This window comes from [Lactobacillus] timonensis (genome assembly GCF_900240275.1).
Lineage (GTDB): Bacteria > Bacillota > Bacilli > Lactobacillales > Lactobacillaceae > Limosilactobacillus > Limosilactobacillus timonensis.
Genome location: NZ_LT964761.1, coordinates 391649 through 412904, shown reverse-complemented (window position 1 = coordinate 412904; position 21256 = coordinate 391649). Strand labels below are relative to the sequence as shown.

Annotated in this window: 14 protein-coding genes, 2 tRNA genes and 3 rRNA genes; 18 read left to right on the top strand and 1 reads right to left on the bottom strand. The window is 48.5% G+C overall.

Going from position 1 to position 21256, the window contains the following annotated elements; translation table 11 throughout:
• Positions 1-24: 24 nt before the first annotated feature.
• The 3 genes from acpS (at position 25) to C1710_RS02025 (ending at position 2282) form a co-directional block, all read left to right on the top strand.
• The gene (gene acpS, locus C1710_RS02035) at positions 25-390 is read left to right on the top strand and encodes a holo-ACP synthase (RefSeq protein ID WP_102279493.1); all 366 of its coding nucleotides are present in this window, start codon (positions 25-27) and stop codon (positions 388-390) included.
• Positions 387-1508, top strand: coding sequence for an alanine racemase (gene alr, locus C1710_RS02030; RefSeq protein WP_102279491.1), 1122 nt, complete (start codon positions 387-389; stop codon positions 1506-1508). The genes acpS and alr overlap by 4 nt, the downstream gene beginning before the upstream one ends.
• Positions 1509-1625: 117 nt before the next feature.
• A complete protein-coding gene (locus C1710_RS02025; RefSeq protein ID WP_102279489.1) occupies positions 1626-2282 on the top strand; it encodes a uracil-DNA glycosylase in 657 nt (218 codons plus the stop codon).
• On the opposite strand, the gene cbpA is transcribed toward C1710_RS02025, so the two are convergent.
• Positions 2279-2932 (bottom strand): cyclic di-AMP binding protein CbpA, encoded by a 654-nt coding sequence (cbpA, locus tag C1710_RS02020; protein ID WP_102279487.1) that lies wholly within the window; start codon positions 2930-2932, stop codon positions 2279-2281. The genes C1710_RS02025 and cbpA overlap by 4 nt on opposite strands.
• Before the next feature lie 233 nt (positions 2933-3165).
• Here cbpA and pth point away from each other — a divergent pair, with 233 nt between their 5' ends.
• The 15 genes from pth (at position 3166) to C1710_RS01945 (ending at position 20900) form a co-directional block, all read left to right on the top strand.
• Positions 3166-3726 carry an aminoacyl-tRNA hydrolase gene (gene pth, locus C1710_RS02015; RefSeq protein WP_102279484.1) on the top strand — a complete coding sequence of 187 codons (561 nt, stop codon included), beginning with the start codon at positions 3166-3168 and terminating at the stop codon, positions 3724-3726.
• A 24-nt stretch (positions 3727-3750) separates the two neighbouring features.
• Positions 3751-7311, top strand: a complete 3561-nt coding sequence (gene mfd / locus C1710_RS02010) for a transcription-repair coupling factor (protein ID WP_102279482.1) — start codon at positions 3751-3753, stop codon at positions 7309-7311.
• On the top strand, positions 7277-8884 hold the full coding sequence (locus tag C1710_RS02005; protein ID WP_102279479.1) for a putative polysaccharide biosynthesis protein: 1608 nt from the start codon (positions 7277-7279) through the stop codon (positions 8882-8884). The genes mfd and C1710_RS02005 overlap by 35 nt, the downstream gene beginning before the upstream one ends.
• Positions 8871-9146 carry an RNA-binding S4 domain-containing protein gene (locus C1710_RS02000; protein ID WP_102279477.1) on the top strand — a complete coding sequence of 92 codons (276 nt, stop codon included), beginning with the start codon at positions 8871-8873 and terminating at the stop codon, positions 9144-9146. The genes C1710_RS02005 and C1710_RS02000 overlap by 14 nt, the downstream gene beginning before the upstream one ends.
• Before the next feature lie 146 nt (positions 9147-9292).
• Positions 9293-9661: an FtsB family cell division protein gene (locus tag C1710_RS01995; RefSeq protein WP_102279475.1), complete on the top strand. Its 369-nt coding sequence runs from the start codon at positions 9293-9295 to the stop codon at positions 9659-9661.
• Between the two features lie 137 nt (positions 9662-9798).
• Positions 9799-10320, top strand: a complete 522-nt coding sequence (locus tag C1710_RS01990) for a S1 domain-containing RNA-binding protein (protein WP_102279473.1) — start codon at positions 9799-9801, stop codon at positions 10318-10320.
• Positions 10320-11705 (top strand): tRNA lysidine(34) synthetase TilS, encoded by a 1386-nt coding sequence (gene tilS, locus C1710_RS01985; protein ID WP_102279471.1) that lies wholly within the window; start codon positions 10320-10322, stop codon positions 11703-11705. The genes C1710_RS01990 and tilS overlap by 1 nt, the downstream gene beginning before the upstream one ends.
• 2 nt (positions 11706-11707) lie before the next feature.
• Entirely contained in the window at positions 11708-12247 is a 540-nt protein-coding gene (gene hpt / locus C1710_RS01980; RefSeq protein WP_102279468.1) for a hypoxanthine phosphoribosyltransferase, read from the top strand.
• Between the two features lie 94 nt (positions 12248-12341).
• Positions 12342-14399: an ATP-dependent zinc metalloprotease FtsH gene (gene ftsH, locus C1710_RS01975; protein WP_102279466.1), complete on the top strand. Its 2058-nt coding sequence runs from the start codon at positions 12342-12344 to the stop codon at positions 14397-14399.
• A 56-nt stretch (positions 14400-14455) separates the two neighbouring features.
• Positions 14456-15355, top strand: a complete 900-nt coding sequence (gene hslO / locus C1710_RS01970; RefSeq protein WP_102279464.1) for an Hsp33 family molecular chaperone HslO — start codon at positions 14456-14458, stop codon at positions 15353-15355.
• Positions 15356-15799: 444 nt separating this feature from the next.
• Positions 15800-17374, top strand: a 16S ribosomal RNA gene (locus C1710_RS01965).
• 207 nt (positions 17375-17581) lie between these two features.
• Positions 17582-20500: ribosomal RNA gene (locus C1710_RS01960) — 23S ribosomal RNA — on the top strand.
• A gap of 82 nt (positions 20501-20582) precedes the next feature.
• Positions 20583-20699, top strand: a 5S ribosomal RNA gene (gene rrf, locus C1710_RS01955).
• The 16S, 23S and 5S rRNA genes sit together here with 2 tRNA genes alongside, the layout of an rRNA operon.
• 5 nt (positions 20700-20704) lie before the next feature.
• Positions 20705-20777 (top strand) — tRNA-Asn (locus C1710_RS01950).
• A gap of 50 nt (positions 20778-20827) precedes the next feature.
• Positions 20828-20900 (top strand) — tRNA-Thr (locus tag C1710_RS01945).
• Positions 20901-21256: the final 356 nt, after the last annotated feature.

Genomic DNA, 21256 nt, shown 5'->3' with positions numbered 1-21256 from the left:
ATAGCCATGATAAGGGGCGAGAAAATGATTCGCGGGATAGGAATTGACCTGACAGAGTTAGGAAGAATTCAACGAGTTGTAAAACGACAGCCAGGTTTTATTGACCGGGTTTTAACTGCTGCTGAAAAGTCACAGTACAACAAGTTCGCTGGTCAACGGGCAATTGAATACCTGGGTGGTCGGTGGTCACTGAAGGAATCGTTTGGCAAGGCCATGCACACCGGTATCGGGGCGGCGGTTGGCTTTCAGGACCTCGAGATTTTGGATAATGGTGATGGTGCGCCGGTGGTGACACGTTCACCATTTCACGGTAACGTTCAAGTATCAGTGAGTCACACGGCTGAGTTGGTAATGACGGAAGTAATTTTAGAGGAGGACGCGGAAAAATGACAATTGGCAGGATGCGTGATGCACAGTTGACGATTAACCTGTCGGCCATTAAGGACAATATTGCGTCGCAAAAGGCGTCTCTTTCCGCTGGCAGTCACGTTTTTGCGGTTGTTAAGGCGAATGCGTACGGTTGTGGACTGATTCCGGTAGCGTCAGCCGCGATCCAGGCGGGGGTTGACGGTTTTTGCGTCGCAATCCTGGATGAAGGGCTGGCATTGCGTGAAGCTGGTATCAATCAGACTACCCTTGTCCTGGGGATCACCCCGGTGAAATACGCGGCGGCAGCAGCTGACCAGGAAATTTCCTTAGCAGTGGGGTCGGTAGAGTGGCTGGATGCGTATCGGCGGATGGCTCACCAGCAACACATCGACAATCCATTGAAGGTCCACCTGGCACTGGACACTGGGATGGGACGGATTGGTTTTACCACCCGCGAAGAGTTTCGTCAGGCGCTTGCCATTGTCCAGGGACCCGAGTTTGACTTTGAAGGAATTTTCACTCACTTTGCCACAGCGGATGGTAGCGATGAGCAGTACTTTCGGCGTCAGTTCCGTCGTTGGCAACAGTTTATGACTGTAGTTAAACACCGGCCGCGTTATTGTCACGTGGCTAACTCGTCGGTCGGTATGTGGCACCATGATGTTATTATCGGCAACACTGTGCGGATGGGAATCAGTATGTATGGAGAAAGTCCAGCGGGTCGGGCAATGTCGCCGACAATCAACTTGAAACCGGCAATGGAAATGTCTGCCAACCTAACCTACGTTAAGTTACTGCAAGCTGGTGATTCAGTTGGCTATGGTAAGACCTACACTGCTCAGCAAAACGAATGGATCGGAACTCTGCCGGTGGGGTATGCGGATGGCTATCCCCGGCGAATGCAGGGCTTTCGCGTCCTTATCGCTGGGCAGGAGTGTGAAATCGTGGGCCGGGTCTGTATGGACCAGTTAATGGTCAGATTACCAAAGAAGCTGCCGGTAGGAACACGGGCGGTCTTTATCGGCCAGTCGGGGGATCAGAAGATTACGCTTGATGACATAGCAGACTATGCCGGAACGATTAACTACGAAATTATGACCATGATGGGCGAACGGCTGAAACGAGTTTATCGCCATTAAAAATATCCCACGTTGGCAAATTTGTCGACGTGGGCATTTTTTGCGAAGCTGAATTGTTGGTTTCTCTTAGCTGGTGTGCCACAATCAAATTATTAGCTTTCTGTGAGGAGGAATAAGATGCTGATTGATTACCCACCAAAACCTGTCGCCCAAATCAAACAACAGTTATCTGGGCATCGGCTAGAAGGTTTTGTTCCAGGTGGCGGACCGAAGAGACCATTCATCGCCCTTGTTGGCGAAGCACCGGGACGTCAGGAAGTAAAAGAGGGACAGCCGTTTGTTGGCAGTTCGGGTCAGGAACTAACGAAAATGATGAAATTGGCGGGTCTGAATCGAGATGACGTTTATATCACAAGCGTTGTCAGAAGCCGACCATTTGCTGTTCGGAAAGTAAAAGATAAGCGGACCGGTCAACTAGTGGAAAAACACCCGAACAGAACCCCGACCAAGAAAGAGGTCCTGGCTTACGCCCCGTTATTTGACTGGGAAATTCAAACAGTCAAACCATATGTGATTGTGGCGCTTGGTAATACCAGTTTGCAACGTTTGCTGGGGTCACACTTAACGGTGGGTGAGTATCACGGAAAATTATTGCGCAGTCCCATCCAAGAAATAAGTGTTGATCATCGTGGCTATCAAAAAAGCACCCAGCAATACTGGGTGCTGCCAATGTACCATCCTGCTGCTTATCTATATGCGCGGCGCCTTGAACCGGTCGTAAAAGGCGATTGGCGACACTTTGGTCAGTGGTTGAAGCAACAGACGCGAGACTAGTTAAAATTTGTTGGGTGCAAGTCTTCTATTTTAGCAACGGTGAAACCATGACGGTGGAGCCGTTTTTTAATGCGGTCAACGGTTTTGGCGGAGACTCCCGCCTCAAGGGTAAAAAGAATTACTTTTGGCGACCGGTCTGGCGCCGGAATATCTAGTGAAATGACGTTGCTAATAGAACAAAAATGGCTAATTTCCTTAGCGGATTCAACTAAGTTGCCGCGTTCGTCACGGTCACTAGTAACCGTCAGGACGTATGAGCCGGTTTTAACGTTCCAGCCCTTCGCCAACATTCGCAGAAGACGGGTGTGGGTAAGGATGCCATAAAAGTGGTTATTACTATCAAGGACGGCGATGTATGGCAAGTCTTTCAAAGTGAAGAAAACTTTGAAAAAGGCATCATTGATGGAAATAAACTTGGTGGCGTTCTTGAGCAGCACCGTTACTGGGAGGTTCATGTTACCGTGACGCGATTTATGACGGTAAATGTGAAGTTTATAAATATTACCCCGGAAGATAGTCCCGCTGGGATCCAGGATCGGCACACAACGGTAGCCAGTTTCTTCAAGTACCTGTAAAGCATCGTTGATTGTTGCCGTTTCTGGCAAAGTTGTGAGTTCTTTTTTTGGTTTGATGAGTGAATTAAAAATCATTTATTTCGCCCCGTATAACAAATTGCGCAGGTTTAACATCCATTTTTTGCCACTCCATCATATCATATTTTAATAAGTTTGTGAGAATTAGATGATAAAAAATGTGTAAGCCTTTTCTGTAGCAATATCTTTGGCTTTTTTCATCGTTAAGGTATAATGAGACTTGACTAGCTGGACGGGGGTCGTGCCCTGTGCGGCCTTTTTGCGTTTACTAATAAAGGAGATTAATGAAGATGAAAATGATTGTTGGACTGGGTAACATTGGTAGTCGCTATGCTGGGACTCGTCACAACACGGGCTTTATGGTGGTTGAACAACTAGCACGTGATTACCACATGGGGGCTTTCACCCACGATAAAAGCGAATCGGTTTCAGTCGCTAGCTTTATTGACGGCGAAAAAGTGATGCTGGTCAAGCCAACGACTTACATGAATGACTCGGGACGGGCGGTTAAACCACTAGTTGACTACTTCGACCTCGACTTAAAGGACCTAGTGATTGTTAATGATGATCTTGACATGCCCGTTGGGAAGATGCGCTTGAAGACGCACGGTGCTTCTGGTGGTCATAACGGCTTAAAGAGCATTATTAGCGCCCTCGGCACCAAGAATTTTAACCGGATTAAGCTGGGTATTGACCATCCACAACACGGGACGGTTGTGTCTCATGTTCTGGGACGCTTTACCAAGGAAGAACAAGAGAAGATGGATATGACGATTGCCCAAGCCGAGTATGCCCTCTTGGATTGGATTCGTGGGGATGATTTTGCGGAATTGATGAATAACTATAACTAACAATCACAGTTAAAGGAGGGTGCTATGAATCTCACAGAGTTGTTAACAAAGAGTAGTGAGTTTCAACAAATTGATGCAGCTGTTAAGCCAGGAAAACGCCAACTGGTAACCGGAGTAGTCGGATCGGGAATGACTCTGCTGTTAGCAGCACTATTCAGTAACCACCGTCACTGCCAACTAGTAGTAGTTGATAGCCTGTTTCACATGGAAGACCTGGCGATGGACCTCACTAACTTGTTGCCAGAAGAACGGGTTTATCAGTTTCCGGTAGAAGAGGATATTCCAACGGAAATTGCTACGAGCTCACCTAATTACCGTGCTCAGCGGGTGCTAGCGCTCAACGCCCTTCTTCATGACGAACACGCCATTGTTATTACTACTGCGGCGGGGTTGCGGAGAAACCTGGCGAACCCTGATGTTTTTAAAGAGGGAACACTGACCATCAAGGCGGGCGGCGAAGTAGACCCCCAAAAATTACGTCAGCAGCTCTTTGCCATGGGATACACCAATCAGAAGATGGTGCTGCGTCCCGGCGACTTTGCTATCCGTGGCTCAATTATCGACATTTATGCACTCAATACCGATAACCCGGTCAGAATTGACCTCTTTGATACAGAAGTGGATTCTATGCGGTACTTTGATGCCAGTTCCCAGCGTAGTATCAGTAACTTGGAAGAGATTACGGTCCTACCGGCCACCGATTTTTTGGTCTCGCCCGACCGCCTGCCGGCGATTATCAAACAGCTTGGGATTAATCGTGACCAGCTGATAGCGGCAATTAATACCAAAAATGGCCAGCAACGAGACGCTATTGCCGGGAAGTATAACCAACTATTAAGTGAACTGAAAAAGCAGCAGGTACCGACAGAGCTGTTGGCGTACACGAACCTGGTTTATCCAGACTATCACAGTTTGATCGACTACCTGGGTAAAGAGGGGACGATCTATGTTGCGGACTGGGACCGGATCAAGGAAAGCCTCAAGCGGTTAGCGGACAGTGAAGAACGGTGGATTAATAGCCAGGTGAAGGCACACCAGCGAGTTGATAAGGAGCCGTTAGGCAATGATGTGAAGTCACTGGTTAAGTATTCAACCCAGGCGCTAGTATTTCTGGCACTTTTAAAGAAAGGGATGGGCGGTTTCCGGCTTGACCAGCTAACTGAACTGACCTCCCGGACGATGCAACGGTTCTTTGGCCAGATGCCGCTACTAAAGGCCGAACTGAACCGGTGGCACGATCAGGGGCAGACAGTCGTTTTGATGGCTAATAGCCCGGAACGGCGCAAACAAGTGGCTCAAACCCTTGATGAATTCCATATTCCGGTGGTTGAAGCGGCTAGCAACCAGTTGCAAGAGCATCAAACACAACTGGTTGATGCCAGTCTTGCTAACGGCTTTGAAATGCCGGCCGCTAAGCTGGTTGTTCTCACCGAGGGGGAAATGTTTAAACAGGTGAAGAAACGGCCCCCCCGCCGTCAGCAGCTAGCTAACGCGGAACGGATCAAGTCATACACCGACTTGAAACCCGGTGACTACGTTGTTCACGTCAACCATGGTATTGGGCTTTTTGCCGGAATTAAGACCCTCGAAGTTGATGGCGTTCATCAAGACTATATCGTGATTGATTATCGCAACCACGACCAGGTATTTGTCCCAGTAACTCAGCTGCACCTGGTACAGAAGTACGTTGGTGGAAGTGAAGACCGTCACCCCCGTTTAAATAAACTGGGTGGCAGTGAATGGGCCAAGACGAAGCGGCGTGTGGCTGCTAAGATTGAAAATATTGCTGGTGAATTGGTTGACTTATACGCGAAACGACGGTTGGAGAAAGGTTATGCCTTCCCGAAGGATGACTACCTCCAAGACCGCTTTGATCAGGACTTCCCTTACATGGAAACGCCCGACCAAAACCGTAGTATTAAAGAAATTAAAGAAGATATGGAAACGACCAAGCCGATGGACCGGCTGCTGGTTGGGGATGTTGGTTACGGTAAGACCGAGGTGGCGATGCGCGCTGCCTTTAAGGCGGTCACTGGTGGTAAACAGGTCGCCATGCTGGTTCCCACGACAGTTCTCGCCCAGCAACACTACGATACCTTCTCGGCACGTTTTGCTGGGTTTCCGGTAAAAATTGAAATGTTATCGCGGTTTAAGACCCGGCAGGAAACCAAGCTAATTGAGCGCGATATTGCTGACGGCAAGGTGGACATTGTTATCGGGACTCACCGTCTACTGAGCAAAGACATCCATTTTAACGATCTGGGATTGCTCATCGTTGATGAAGAACAGCGTTTTGGCGTTAAGCATAAGGAGCGATTGAAGCAGCTGAAGGCCAACGTGGACGTTCTGACGTTGACCGCCACACCAATTCCGCGAACTTTGCATATGTCTTTGCTAGGAGTTCGGGACCTCTCCGTTTTGGAAACACCGCCGGCTGGACGTTACCCGATTCAGACCTACGTAATGGAACAGAATGCTGGTGCCATTCGTGACGGGATCGTGAGAGAAATTCAGCGCGGTGGACAGGTTTACTACTTGCATAACCGGGTTAGCGATATTGAAAAAGTTGTCGCTAACCTGCAACAGCTGGTTCCCGAAGCACGGATTGCCTATATTCATGGCCAAATGACCGAAAACCAGCTAGAAAGTGTTCTATATGACTTTGTTCGTGGTGAATCAGATGTCCTGGTTACTACTTCCATCATTGAAACCGGCGTTGATATCCCAAACGTTAATACACTCTTTGTGGAAAATGCCGAGCGCCTGGGGTTGTCCCAGCTTTACCAGATCCGGGGACGGATTGGGCGGAGCAACCGGGTCGCTTATGCCTACTTTATGTACCAGCCGAATAAGGTTTTGACAGAGCAGGGTGAAAAGCGGCTGGCGGCAATTCGCGACTTTACGGAACTGGGAAGTGGATTTAAGATTGCCATGCGCGACCTTTCAATTCGTGGTGCTGGTAATTTGCTGGGCAAACAGCAGCATGGCTTCATTGATTCCGTTGGTTACGATCTTTACTCTGAAATGCTTGCCGATGCGGTGGCTAAAAAACGGGGTGAAAAGCGCATAGAGAAGACGAACGCTGAAGTTGAGCTGGGCGTCGAAGCGTACTTGCCAGACGACTACGTTAGCGATCAGCGGCAGAAGATTGAGCTTTATAAGAATATTCGTAAAGCTCAAAGTGACGATGATTTGCTTAACCTTCAGGGAGATTTACTTGACCGCTTTGGCGATTATGGACCAGCAGTGGATAACCTGTTGAAAATTGGCAAGCTGAAGATGCATGCTGATTTGGCAATGCTAGATAAGATCACACGCCGTCGTGACCAGATAACATTGCAGTTCTCTAAAGAAGCTAGCCAGACTTTGACTGGTAAGCAAGTTTTGTCCCAATTAGCTAAGACGAAGTTTAAGGCCACCCTTGACCAAGACGATAACGGGCGCTTAAGTTTGCGACTCGTTATTCAGCCGTGGATGAAGGAAGCTGATTGGCTCGACCAGCTCCAACTACTTGTTAGCGGTTTGGCCACACTTATGCAAGGAGAAAGCAATGAAAGCAAACCAACACCTGCATCAGATAATTAATGGAACGCTGGTGCTTTCCGTTGCCGGGTTATTAGCAAAAGTCTTAGGTGCAATTTACCGGGTTCCTTTCCAAAACCTGGTGGGAGACACCGGGTATTACGCTTACCAGCAGATTTATCCGTTTTACGGAATTGAAGTAACACTAGCACTCACTGGCTTACCGGTGTTTATTTCTCGCTTGGTGGCCGAACAAGATAACCGTCAGGATCAGTTAGCGGTTGCGCGTTTATGCCGACGGTTGCTATGCGTGGCCGGCCTGTTGATTTTTGCTGTCTTAACGTTAGGGAGCCAGCTAATTTCGAAGATGATGGGTGATACTCATTTGCAAGCCGTTATCCTTGGGCTAGCTCCCATCTTCTTACTGATGCCATGGCTCGCAGTTGGCCGTGGTGTTCAACAGGGAATGCTGAACATGTACCCGACGGCGATTTCACAAGTTGGCGAGCAAGTGGTCCGGGTGACTTGGATTATCGGTGTTGCAGTTATTGCAACTACGCAACGCTGGAACAGCTACCGGATGGCTAGCTGGGCGATGGTTAGCGCGCTTGTGGCCGGCCTAGTGGCGTTTATGATTTTGATTTATACCAACCTTCCACTATGGAAAAACCAGCAGCGTCATCCCTCGCCGTTAACGAAGAGACAACTAACCAGACGGTTGCTGACCGAGGGTGTTTTGCTGTGTTGGCTGGCTTCAATTACGGTCATTTTACAATTAGTGGACTCGTTTACCGTCAAGCGGGCACTGGTGGTAGCTGGTGGGGTGAGCGAAGCTGCCGCTCACGCAAGCAAGGGCGTTTTTGATCGTGGTCAGCCGCTCCTTCAACTGGGATTAGTGATTGCGACCTCTTTGTCGGCTACTTTGCTGCCGTCGCTATCAGAGAAGTGGCACCAGGGTGACCGGCAGACTTTCGTCCATACCTACCGGGTCCTTTTTCATGTTTGTATAATGATGGCAACGATGGCAGCTTTTGGGATGATGATCCTCATGCCACTCATCAATACTTTCTTGTTTAAAAATAGTAGGGGGAGTGGTGCCCTCATGGTGTTGATGCTGGCAATTCCCCTCGCAGCATTAGTATCAGCTTTTTGTGCGGTTCTTCAAAGTATCCACAGTTTGAAACCAATGGCTGGCGGACTCTTTGCTGGTTTGATAGTGAAATGCTGTATTAACTACCCACTAACACGAAAATGGGGAATTGATGGTGCCGCCTGGGGAACTGTGTTGAGCCTGTTAGTAACCATGATCATCGTTTGGCAGGCCCTGCCACAGTTGTTGCGCCGACATCGTCACGGCGGGAAGTTTGTTGGAAAATTACTGACAATTACAGCGTTCATGACGGTACTGGCTGGCGGCAGTGCATCACTGATGAAGTGTTATTTTGGTGGTGGGCGGCTTCAGGCAGCACTAGTGTTACTGGTAGCAATTACTATTGGTGCTGCTAGTGCCGGTTGGCTAGTGATCCGCTGGCACCTGTTGGATGATGAGGAATTAATTGCCTTGCCAGGTGGAAAACGGCTAGTAACAATGATGACGAAAGATAATAAGGAGAACGATAGTAATGAGACTCGATAAATTCTTGAAGGTGTCGCGGATTATTAAGCGGCGGACAGTTGCCAAGTCAATCGCTGACCAGGGACGAATCCTGATTAATAATAAGCAGGCAAAGTCATCCAGTTCGGTTAAAGCTGGGGATGTGTTGACAATTAAGTTTGGCAATAAAACAGAGAAAGTGAAGATCAACCAAATTGTGGAAACAACCAAGAAGGCGGAAGCCGAAAACATGTACACAATTATTGACGAAAGCTTTAAGGAGGACTTCTCCAATCCCTTTTAACTCCGACTGTCAATGAGCTGACAGTCACTAGAGAAATTGAAAGCGTGTTCTTTCCCGTTGACAAGGTCTTTTTTCTCCTTATCATTAGACAAAGATTATGTGAGCTTGTTATAATTAACTTCAGTTATATTTATGGAGGGGTTGGAATGTCTTTTTCGCATGACCGGGTTACCGCGATCAATACACCATATTCAAGGCAACAGAACGCCCAATTGCGGGCAAATCAGCACTACATCAAGAAGGTTCATGCGAAACGACGGCGCGTTATCTTGTTGGTGACAGGTTGTTTGACATTGCTGTTCGGTGTTCAAATTTTAGTAAACCACCACGCCTTATCAAAGGTAAATGCACAGATTGTCGGCACTAAAACCGAATTGGCAGCAAAAAAGAAAACCAATCGTCAACTGAAGGCTGAGGTTAAATCGCTGCACGATCCAGCCTATATTCAGCAAATTCTCCGGCAAAAGTACAACTACTCTAAGAGTGGCGAAACAATTTATAACTTTGCCAACTAATAATTAATGAACTAATAGTTGTGGTTAGCGTAGGTCCTAACCACAACTTTTTTCTTAATTAAAGACGACAAAGCAGCAATGTCATATGTTATACTCAATATTATTAAGATAAGTAAATTAGGAGGGCCATTAGGTTCATGGCAATTGAAGTTGGCGACAAGGTCGTCGGTAAAGTTTCTGGGATTACAAATTTTGGCGCATTCGTTGATTTAGATGACAACCAAACAGGTCTGGTTCACATCAGTCAAATTTCTGATAGCTTTGTGAAGGATATTCACGATGTTCTGTCGGTTGGTGACTCGGTAACGGTAAAGGTAATGAAGATTGGTGACGACGGTAAGATTGCTCTCTCAATGAAAGAAGCACTGCCAGAATCAGAACGCCATCACGAGGACCATGGCCACGGTGGTAATCGTCACTTCCAACGTGATCACCACGAAAATAACTTTCATCGCAATCATGAAGGCCACGGTGGCGGCTTCCACGGCCGTCCTAATGGTGGCGGCCACGGCGGTTTCAGTAACCACCATTCTCACCACCAGAGCGAAGACTTCAATGACATGTTGGCCGACTACATGAAGGAAAGCGAGTCGCGCCTTTCAACGCTTAAGCGTCAGACTGACGGCAAGCGTGGGGGCCGTGGTGGGCGGCGTCGTTAATGAGCAGCTCATTATATGAACAATTTAAGCGGCACCTCCACGAGGACCGCTTTTTTAATACCGCCAAAACGTTAGTTGTTGCTGTGTCAACGGGTGTTGACTCGATGGTGCTTCTTGAACTGCTGCAGCGGCTCCCCTACCACCCGCGCATTGTTGTTGCTCACGTTAACCATGAATTACGGCAACAGAGCTGGGAAGAAGAAAAATACCTCCAGCGTTATTGTCAGCATCGAGATCTTGAGCTGCACGTTATTCATTGGCGAAAGGATGAGCATCCGACTAGTGGAATTGAAGCAGCTGGTCGCCAAGTTCGTTACCACTTCTTTCGTCAGCTGAAAGATGAAGTGGGTGCCGAAGTAGTCATGACTGCGCACCACGGTGATGACTTAGCAGAAACGATGTTGATGAAGCTAGTACGTGGTGGTCAGTTGGGACAGTTAGTCGGAATTGAAGCTGACCGACCTTTTTATGGGGCCACCCTCATCCGGCCACTATTGCCGTTTGTGAAATCTCAGCTGTATGACTATGCTCGCCAACACCATGTTAAGTGGTACGAAGACGTTACAAATCGCGATTTAGGGATTGAACGCAATAGGTTTCGCCACCAGATCCTTCCTTCCCTTGTAAAAGAAAACCCAGCTGTCAAACGGCATCTTTATGAATACCACCATGATCTCGCCGACCTGTTGGCCTTTCGCAACCAGCAAGCAGATATTATCCTAGGACGGATTAGTACTGGAGCGTCATTGCGGGTGAACGATTTTCAGCAATTGACACCGCCAGCAAGACACCAAGTGTTAACAAGGTGGCTAAACCGACAAGGGTTAGTGGACTTTAACCGCGAGCAGCTTCGTCAATTGGAACAGTTGCTGATGAATAAGCATCGACCACAGGCAGAACTCGCTTTGACTAACGGCCTCCTGTTCAAAAAATCCTACCGGTACGCACACTTGGTAATGGCTAAGGCAAATCAGCGTTCGCAAGCTTGCCGGGCTGTGGTAAAATTAGGCCACTGGTTAGCAGTCAACGACCATTATCAGGTGGCAGTCTTACCGATAACAGCGTTGACCAGCGATAAGGCAAATGCGGTTGGCGTTATTTGGCTACCGCCGCGAAAGTTGCCGTTAACGTGGCGAACCTGGCGTAGTGGTGATCAACTTCGCTTAAAGGGCGGGGGACACCAGAGTGTGGAGCGGGTTATGATAAACAATAAAGTTCCGCAAGCACAGCGCCGGAGTCAGCTGGTTCTCGTCGATGCCGATGATGAGGTTTTGTGGGTGGTCGGTTATAAGACGACCTGGCGAAAACGCCCGGCAAGGCTACCAGCTGACTGGCAGGCAGTTCAATTGGTTGAGCAAAGACAGAAGACGGAGGGATCACATTGACAATGAACAACGATATCGAGCGGGTTATCTACAGCCGAGAAGACATTGTTCAGCGCGAAGCAGAGTTGGCACGGCAGATCTGTGAAGATTATCGTGATAAAAAGCCGATTATTGTGTCGGTGTTAACCGGAGCTATCCTGTTTTCCATTGATATGCTGGAGCGGATGGACATTTATGCCCAAATGGACTTCGTTGATATTTCTAGTTTTGAAGGTGGCGTCAAGTCAACGGGCAAGATCAAACTGATCCATGATTTGAAAAACGACATTAAGGGACGTAACGTTCTGGTAATGGAAGATATTGTTGATAGTGGTCGAACATTGAAGTTCCTAATGGAATTATTAGCAGACCGTGGTGCTAAGAGTATCAAGGTTTGTTCTCTACTTGATAAACCTGAGGGCAGGATGGTAGACATCCGTGCTGATTACGTTGGCTTCAATGTTCCTAACGAGTTTTTGGTGGGTTATGGACTAGACTACAAGGGCTTTTACCGTAACCTCCCATACGTTGGGGTTTTAAAGCCGAGTGTCTACGAAAACTAGGCTAGATAAAATATTGGTCAAAGATAGTCAAGTATGATATTATGACCAACGTTAATAGTAATCAGACGGTATTACCGTCAGATAGGAGTTATGTATGAACAATCGCCGAAATAATGGTTTTGGGCATAACATACTCTTTTACTCCGTAATCTTCTTGTGTTTGATGGGGATTGCCTACTTCTTCTTCGGTGGAAATAACGGTAATGGCGGCCAAACAAAGACCGTTTCCCAAACCGAGTTTATTTCGGAATTAAAGAGTGACAAAATCAAGAATTTCCAGGTTCAGCCTAATGGTGGTGTTTACAAAATCACCGGGACTTACCGGCATCCACAAAAGACGGACAGCAGTTCTAACAATGGCTTGAGCATTCTGGGTTCCCAGTCCGGAAAAGCTGCCAACTTCCAGAGCTCTGTTCTGCAAAGCGATGTTACAGTAAGTCAGCTGCAAAAGTATGCTGACCGGGAAAACGTTAAAATTACTACTCATGCGGAAGAGTCCAATAGCTTTTGGATGAACCTGCTGTTGACGGTCCTGCCGCTAGTCATCATGATTTTCTTCTTCTACATGATGATGGGACAGGCTGGTCAAGGTGGCGGTCGTGGTGGAGTGATGAACTTCGGCAAGACCCACATTAAGCCTTCTAACAGCAAGAAAAACAAGGTACGCTTCTCCGATGTTGCAGGGGAAGAGGAAGAAAAGCAGGAACTGGTCGAAGTTGTCGAGTTCCTGAAGAATCCGCAGAAGTTCTCCCGCTTAGGTGCACGGATTCCGTCGGGGGTTTTGCTAGAGGGGCCTCCGGGTACCGGGAAAACGTTGCTTGCCAAGGCGGTTGCCGGTGAAGCAGGTGTCCCGTTCTTCTCTATTTCCGGCTCTGACTTCGTTGAAATGTTTGTTGGGGTTGGTGCTAGCCGTGTGCGGGACCTGTTCGAACAAGCGAAGAAGTCAGCGCCAGCGATTATCTTTATCGATGAAATCGATGCCGTTGGTCGGCGGCGTGGTTCAGGTGTTGGTGGCGGTCACGATGAACGTGAACAGACTCTTAACCAGTTGCTGGTCGAAATGGATGGTTTCCAGGGCGATGAAGGGGTCATTGTGATGGCCGCAACGAACCGTTCTGACGTTCTTGACCCAGCGCTGCTGCGCCCAGGCCGGTTTGACCGGAAGATTCTCGTGGGCCGTCCTGACGTAAAGGGTCGTGAGGCTATTCTGCGTGTTCACGCTAAGAACAAGCCATTGGCACCTGATGTTGACTTGAAAGAAATTGCCAAGCAGACACCAGGCTTTGTTGGTGCTGACTTGGAGAACCTGCTTAACGAAGCTGCCTTGCTGGCTGCACGTCGCAATAAAGACCAAATCGATGCTGCCGACCTTGATGAAGCTGAAGACCGGGTTATCGCCGGCCCAGCAAAGCATGATAAGGTTGTCAGTCCGCAAGAACGGAAGACGGTTGCCTTCCACGAAGCGGGTCACACTATTGTTGGCCTGGTCCTGAATGACGCGCGGGTTGTTCACAAGGTTACTATCGTGCCACGTGGTCGCGCTGGTGGTTATGCTATTATGCTGCCACGAGAAGACCAGATGCTGATGAGCAAGAAGAACGCCAAGGAACAGATTGCCGGTTTAATGGGTGGTCGTGCGGCTGAAGAGATTATCTTCAACTCACAATCATCCGGTGCTTCTAATGACTTTGAGCAGGCAACGCAGATTGCGCGGGCAATGGTTACCCAGTACGGGATGAGTGACAAGATTGGGCCAGTAGAGCTAGTTACTAGCGGTGGAATGACACCAGGCCAGTCTTATGGTCAACAACCATACTCTGAACATACTCAGGCCATTGTTGACGAAGAAGTCAAGCGTTTACTCAACGAAGGTCACGCAACTGCTCACAAGATCATTGAAGAACACCGTGAGCAGCATAAGCTGATTGCCGAGGCGTTGTTGAAGTATGAAACGCTGGATGAAAAGCAGATTCTTTCGCTGTACAAGACTGGTAAGATGCCGGCTAAGGATGCCGCTGAGCAGTCGGATGAACAACGAGCTGCAACTTTTGAAGAATCCAAGAGCGAACTTGAACGGCGCGAAAACGAGCGTCATGATCAAATAGCTGAACAACAGTCTTCTGATGATCACGACGATTCAGATAAGTTGTAATAACAATAGAAGCAGTTGGTGGTCAAACCAGCTGCTTCTTTTCTTAGGAGGACATAATGAGATCAACAGATTATTTAGTAAAAGCAATAAGCAAAGATGGTCAGTTCCGTGCTTATGCGGTTAACGCAACTCAGCTGGTTCAACACGCCCACAAAGTCCATGATACCTGGAATACAGCGTCGGCTGCATTTGGCCGGGCACTAATTGGCACCTTGCTGTTGGCAACCTCTGGATTAGACGAAACTCAAGCGATGACGGTTAAAATCCAGGGCAACGGGCCAGTAGGGGCGATTATTTGTGACGGGACTGCGAACGGGGTAGTGAAGGGCTACCTCCAGAACCCACACGTTAGTCTGCCAGAAAATGCGCAGGGAAAGCTAGACGTTAGTGGGGCTGTTGGCGAACAAGGCACACTGACTGTGACTAAGATGAGCCCTAGTGATAAGGAACCTTATTCCGGAGAAGTCAAGCTTGTCTCTGGTGAATTGGGTGATGATTTTACTTATTACTTAGCTCAATCAGAACAAATTCCATCAGCAGTGGGTTTGTCAGTCTTTGTGAATGAAAAGGATGATGTTACGGCTGCGGGCGGATTCCTTATCCAGGTACTTCCGGGCGCAAGTGAAGACAACATTTCACGGGTAGAGGCTTCATTAAAGAAGCTACCGCTGGTTTCCCACCTGTTGAGGGAAGGATCTACGCCTGAACAGATCTTGACAAAGATCTTTGGTAAGGGCCAACTGAAGTTCTTGGAGACAATGCCGGTTTCCTACCGGTGTGATTGTAGTAAGGAACGGTTTTCACGGGCTATCGAAGGGTTGCCAGCAGACCAGCTGGAGACGCTGATCAATGAAGACCATCATGCCGAAGCCGTTTGCCGTTTTTGCAAGAAAAAGTATGAATTCAGCGAGGAAGAATTAAAGAAACTGCTCGATCAGAAAAAGTTGAAGAAATAAAATCAAAAAGATTTCGTTCGGAAAGGCCGCTTTGATCAACGCTTTAAAGTGGTCTTTTTGTTTTGCTTTAAAACGATAAACGAACAATTAGCATTTGCATCGCTTTATCTGGAGACTAAAGACGATTGTTGCTCTCTGAATAGGTCTTTTTTTATTGTTGACTTCTGGATGCTTTGTCTGTATATTAAATATCGTTGTTGAGGCAGTTAGCTAAAACAACACAGCTCATTAAAGCTTTTAAAAAGTTGTTGACTTTACTTGAATGAGTTGGTATAATTCTTAACTGTTGTCACGATAAGTGATAGCAAGGTAGACCTTTGAAAACTGAACAAAGTTTCGACGAACACAAATGTGCAGGGTCCTTGATCTTATGATCGAGGCAAAACATTTGCGAAGTCAATTCGCTTAACTAATAATTTGAGAGCTATTTCAAAAGCTCATATCTAATATGAGAGTTTGATCCTGGCTCAGGATGAACGCCGGCGGTGTGCCTAATACATGCAAGTCGAACGCACTGGCCCAACTGAGATGACGTGCTTGCACTGATTTGACGATGGATTACCAGTGAGTGGCGGACGGGTGAGTAACACGTAGGCAACCTGCCCAAGAGCGGGGGATAACATTTGGAAACAAGTGCTAATACCGCATAAGATTGATGACCACATGGTCATCAATTTAAAGATGGCTTCGGCTATCACTCTTGGATGGGCCTGCGGTGCATTAGCTAGTTGGTAAGGTAACGGCTTACCAAGGCAGTGATGCATAGCCGAGTTGAGAGACTGATCGGCCACAATGGGACTGAGACACGGCCCATACTCCTACGGGAGGCAGCAGTAGGGAATCTTCCACAATGGGCGCAAGCCTGATGGAGCGACACCGCGTGAGTGAAGAAGGGTTTCGGCTCGTAAAGCTCTGTTGTTGAAGAAGAACGTGCGTGAGAGTAACTGTTCACGCAGTGACGGTATTCAACCAGAAAGTCACGGCTAACTACGTGCCAGCAGCCGCGGTAATACGTAGGTGGCAAGCGTTATCCGGATTTATTGGGCGTAAAGCGAGCGCAGGCGGTTTTCTAAGTCTGATGTGAAAGCCTTCGGCTTAACCGAAGAAGGGCATCGGAAACTGGATGACTTGAGTGCAGAAGAGGGCAGTGGAACTCCATGTGTAGCGGTGGAATGCGTAGATATATGGAAGAACACCAGTGGCGAAGGCGGCTGCCTAGTCTGCAACTGACGCTGAGGCTCGAAAGCATGGGTAGCGAACAGGATTAGATACCCTGGTAGTCCATGCCGTAAACGATGAGTGCTAGGTGTTGGAGGGTTTCCGCCCTTCAGTGCCGCAGCTAACGCAATAAGCACTCCGCCTGGGGAGTACGACCGCAAGGTTGAAACTCAAAGGAATTGACGGGGGCCCGCACAAGCGGTGGAGCATGTGGTTTAATTCGAAGCTACGCGAAGAACCTTACCAGGTCTTGACATCTTGCGCTAACCTAAGAGATTAGGCGTTCCCTTCGGGGACGCAATGACAGGTGGTGCATGGTCGTCGTCAGCTCGTGTCGTGAGATGTTGGGTTAAGTCCCGCAACGAGCGCAACCCTTGTTACTAGTTGCCAGCATTCAGTTGGGCACTCTAGTGAGACTGCCGGTGACAAACCGGAGGAAGGTGGGGACGACGTCAGATCATCATGCCCCTTATGACCTGGGCTACACACGTGCTACAATGGACGGTACAACGAGCAGCGAACTCGCGAGGGCAAGCAAATCTCTTAAAACCGTTCTCAGTTCGGACTGTAGGCTGCAACTCGCCTACACGAAGTCGGAATCGCTAGTAATCGCGGATCAGCATGCCGCGGTGAATACGTTCCCGGGCCTTGTACACACCGCCCGTCACACCATGGAAGTTTGCAATGCCCAAAGTCGGTGGGCTAACCTTCGGGGAGCAGCCGCCTAAGGCAGGGCAGATGACTGGGGTGAAGTCGTAACAAGGTAGCCGTAGGAGAACCTGCGGCTGGATCACCTCCTTTCTAAGGAATTAATCGGAAACCTGCACAGCGTTGATAACTTTGTTCAGTTTTGAGGGGTTTACCCTCAGACTTGTACTTTGAAAACTAAACAAGATCTAAATTTTCTTTATTCACAAATAAACCGAGAACACCGCGTTATTTGAGTTGTTTAACGAAAAAATCGCATTACTCAATTAACTGTGGTGAACAACGGAAGTTGTTCATCAAGGTTAAGTTATGAAGGGCGCATGGTGAATGCCTTGGTACTAGGAGCCGATGAAGGACGGGACTAACACCGATATGCTTCGGGGAGTGGTAAGTACACTTTGATCCGGAGATTTCCGAATGGGGAAACCCAATCAACTTAGTCGTTGATTACTTGACCAGTGAATCTATAGCTGGCAAGGGGAAGACGCAGTGAACTGAAACATCTAAGTAGCTGCAGGAAGAGAAAGAAATTCGATTCCCTCAGTAGCGGCGAGCGAACGGGGAAGAGCCCAAACCAACGAGCTTGCTTGTTGGGGTTGTAGGACTGAACATTTGAGTGAGCAAAGTTCGACGTAGTCGAAGCAGTTGGGAAACTGCGCCAGAGCGGGTGAGAGCCCCATAGGCGAAACGTCAAACTCTCAGTTCAGGATCCTGAGTACGGCGGAACACGTGTAACTCCGTCGGAAACCGCGAGGACCATCTCGCAAGGCTAAATACTACCTAGTGACCGATAGTGAACCAGTACCGTGAGGGAAAGGTGAAAAGCACCCCGGGAGGGGAGTGAAATAGTTCCTGAAACCATGTGCCTACAAGCTGTCGGAGCCCGTTAATGGGTGACGGCGTGCCTCTCGCAGAATGAACCGGCGAGTTATGATCACGTGCAAGGTTAAGGCGGAAAAGCCGGAGCCGTAGCGAAAGCGAGTCTGAAATGGGCGTACGAAGTACGTGGTTATATACCCGAAACCAGGTGATCTAACCATGACCAGGTTGAAGGTGCGGTAAAACGCACTGGAGGACCGAACCCGTATCTGTTGCAAAAGGTTGGGATGAGTTGTGGTTAGCGGTGAAATTCCAAACGAACTTGGAGATAGCTGGTTCTCTCCGAAATCTCTTTAGGGGGAGCCTTGGACAAAGAATCTTGGAGGTAGAGCTACTGTTTGGACTAGGGGCCCGTCATGGGTTACTGACTTCAGATAAACTCCGAATGCCAATGATTCATATCCAGGAGTCACACGATGAGCGATAAGGTCCACCGTGGAAAGGGGAACAGCCCAGATCACCAGTTAAGGTCCCAAAATATATGCTAAGTGGAAAAGGATGTGGAGTTGCATAGACAACTAGGATGTTGGCTCAGAAGCAGCCACCATTTAAAGAGTGCGTAATAGCTCACTAGTCGAGTGATCCTGCGCCGAAAATGTACCGGGGCTAAGCATATTACCGAAACTGTGGATGTGCACTACGTGCACGTGATAGGAGAGCGTTCTAAGGGCGGCGAAGTCAGACCGTGAGGACTGGTGGAGCGCTTAGAAGTGAGAATGCCGGTATGAGTAACGAAAGACAGGTGAGAATCCTGTCCACCGAATGACTGAGGTTTCCTGGGGAAGGTTCGTCCTCCCAGGGTTAGTCGGGACCTAAGCTGAGGCCGAAAGGCGTAGGCGATGGATAACAGGTTGAGATTCCTGTACCAGTTGATTGCGTTCGAGCGAAGGAGGGACGCAGGAGGCTAAGCAATCCGGACGGATGGAAAGGTCCGGCCAAGCAGCAAGTTAGGAGTTGAGTCAAATGCTTAACTTCGGGTTAACAAGCTGTGATGGGGAGTGAAATTAAGTAACGAAGTTGCCAACGTCACACTGCCGAGAAAAGCTTCTAGCAAGTAATCAACTGCCCGTACCGCAAACCGACACAGGTAGTCGAGGAGAGTATCCTAAGGTGAGCGAGTGAACTCTCGTTAAGGAACTCGGCAAAATGACCCCGTAACTTCGGGAGAAGGGGTGCTGACCGGAAGGTCAGCCGCAGTGAAGAGGCCCAGACGACTGTTTATTAAAAACACAGGTTTCTGCAAAATCGTAAGATGAAGTATAGGGGCTGACGCCTGCCCGGTGCTGGAAGGTTAAAAGGAAGAGTTAGCTTCGGCGAAGCTCTGAATTGAAGCCCCAGTAAACGGCGGCCGTAACTATAACGGTCCTAAGGTAGCGAAATTCCTTGTCGGGTAAGTTCCGACCCGCACGAAAGGCGTAACGATCTGGGCGCTGTCTCAACGAGAGACTCGGTGAAATTGAAATGCCTGTGAAGATGCAGGCTACCCGCGACAGGACGGAAAGACCCCATGGAGCTTTACTGTAGCTTGATATTGAGTGTTTGTACTGCTTGTACAGGATAGGTAGGAGCCGTAGAAGTCGGAACGCTAGTTTCGACGGAGGCGTTGGTGGGATACTACCCTTGCAATATGACCACTCTAACCCGCGTCACTGAACGTGACGGGAGACAGTGTCAGGTGGGCAGTTTGACTGGGGCGGTCGCCTCCTAAAAGGTAACAGAGGCGCCCAAAGGTTCGCTCAGAATGGTTGGAAATCATTCGCAGAGTGTAAAGGCACAAGCGAGCTTGACTGCGAGACAGACAGGTCGAGCAGGGACGAAAGTCGGGCTTAGTGATCCGGTGGTTCCGCATGGAAGGGCCATCGCTCAACGGATAAAAGCTACCCTGGGGATAACAGGCTTATCTCCCCCAAGAGTTCACATCGACGGGGAGGTTTGGCACCTCGATGTCGGCTCATCGCATCCTGGGGCTGTAGTCGGTCCCAAGGGTTGGGCTGTTCGCCCATTAAAGCGGTACGCGAGCTGGGTTAAGAACGTCGTGAGACAGTTCGGTCCCTATCCGTCGTGGGCGCAGGAAATTTGAGAGGAGCTGTCCTTAGTACGAGAGGACCGGGATGGACATACCGCTGGTGTACCAGTTGTTCCGCCAGGAGCACCGCTGGGTAGCTATGTATGGATGAGATAAACGCTGAAAGCATCTAAGTGTGAAACTCGCCTCAAGATGAGATTTCCCATTCCATTAGGAAGTAAGACCCCTTAGAGATGATGAGGTAGATAGGGTGGAAGTAGAAGCGCCGTGAGGCGTGGAGCGGACCACTACTAATCGGTCGAGGACTTAACCAAGTGAGAAGCGGTTAGGTTCTGGTTGAAAGTGAAAAAGAAGAAAAAGATCTTGCTTAGTTTTGAGAGCGCAAGTTCTCAAGAGTGTGGTGGCAATAGCATGAAGGATACACCTGTTCCCATGCCGAACACAGTAGTTAAGCTTCAGCGCGCCAAAAGTAGTTGGGGGATCGCTCCCTGCGAGGATAGGGCGTCGCCACGCGTTATTCCGGCATAGCTCAGTCGGTAGAGCACCTGACTGTTAATCAGGCTGTCGCCAGTTCGAGTCTGGCTGCCGGAGTTATTACGGAACAGATGTTGACACGCGTCGACATCTGTTTCTGTGTTTATGCCGACATAGCTCAGTTGGTAGAGCAGCGCCTTCGTAAGGCGAAGGTCGGAGGTTCGAGTCCTCTTGTCGGCACTAATTGGGATTAGGTTCGTTAACAAACCTTGGTAAATCAACATTTTCTGTTGTGTTACTGGGGTTTGTTTTTGTTTTATTAAATGTCTGCACACCTAAATGTACAATTAACGTGACCTGCGCATATGAATTATTAAGGAAAGTAGTGCTGTCATTGCTGTAAAGCTGTTTAATGTATATCCTCTATGTACATAAGCAGCTATTTCACAAGTAAGAAAAGAACGGTTACGATTCTTACATTTCACATTCAGAAAGACAATAAATGGCCTCAACCCTTCTGAGATGTTATTTATACAGATAATATTCATTAATTCAATGATTATCTTTGCTGGCGAGGCATTTTTAAAGCTCTTTCA

Coding starts and splice junctions, on each gene's coding strand:
- C1710_RS02005 (WP_102279479.1), top strand. CDS start 7,277: ATGAAAGCAAACCAACACCTGCATCAGATAATTAATGGAACGCTGGTG.
- mfd (WP_102279482.1), top strand. CDS start 3,751: ATGAATCTCACAGAGTTGTTAACAAAGAGTAGTGAGTTTCAACAAATT.
- C1710_RS01990 (WP_102279473.1), top strand. CDS start 9,799: ATGGCAATTGAAGTTGGCGACAAGGTCGTCGGTAAAGTTTCTGGGATT.
- C1710_RS02025 (WP_102279489.1), top strand. CDS start 1,626: ATGCTGATTGATTACCCACCAAAACCTGTCGCCCAAATCAAACAACAG.
- C1710_RS02000 (WP_102279477.1), top strand. CDS start 8,871: ATGAGACTCGATAAATTCTTGAAGGTGTCGCGGATTATTAAGCGGCGG.
- hslO (WP_102279464.1), top strand. CDS start 14,456: ATGAGATCAACAGATTATTTAGTAAAAGCAATAAGCAAAGATGGTCAG.
- acpS (WP_102279493.1), top strand. CDS start 25: ATGATTCGCGGGATAGGAATTGACCTGACAGAGTTAGGAAGAATTCAA.
- alr (WP_102279491.1), top strand. CDS start 387: ATGACAATTGGCAGGATGCGTGATGCACAGTTGACGATTAACCTGTCG.
- ftsH (WP_102279466.1), top strand. CDS start 12,342: ATGAACAATCGCCGAAATAATGGTTTTGGGCATAACATACTCTTTTAC.
- hpt (WP_102279468.1), top strand. CDS start 11,708: ATGAACAACGATATCGAGCGGGTTATCTACAGCCGAGAAGACATTGTT.
- cbpA (WP_102279487.1), bottom strand. CDS start 2,932: ATGATTTTTAATTCACTCATCAAACCAAAAAAAGAACTCACAACTTTG.
- tilS (WP_102279471.1), top strand. CDS start 10,320: ATGAGCAGCTCATTATATGAACAATTTAAGCGGCACCTCCACGAGGAC.
- C1710_RS01995 (WP_102279475.1), top strand. CDS start 9,293: ATGTCTTTTTCGCATGACCGGGTTACCGCGATCAATACACCATATTCA.
- pth (WP_102279484.1), top strand. CDS start 3,166: ATGAAAATGATTGTTGGACTGGGTAACATTGGTAGTCGCTATGCTGGG.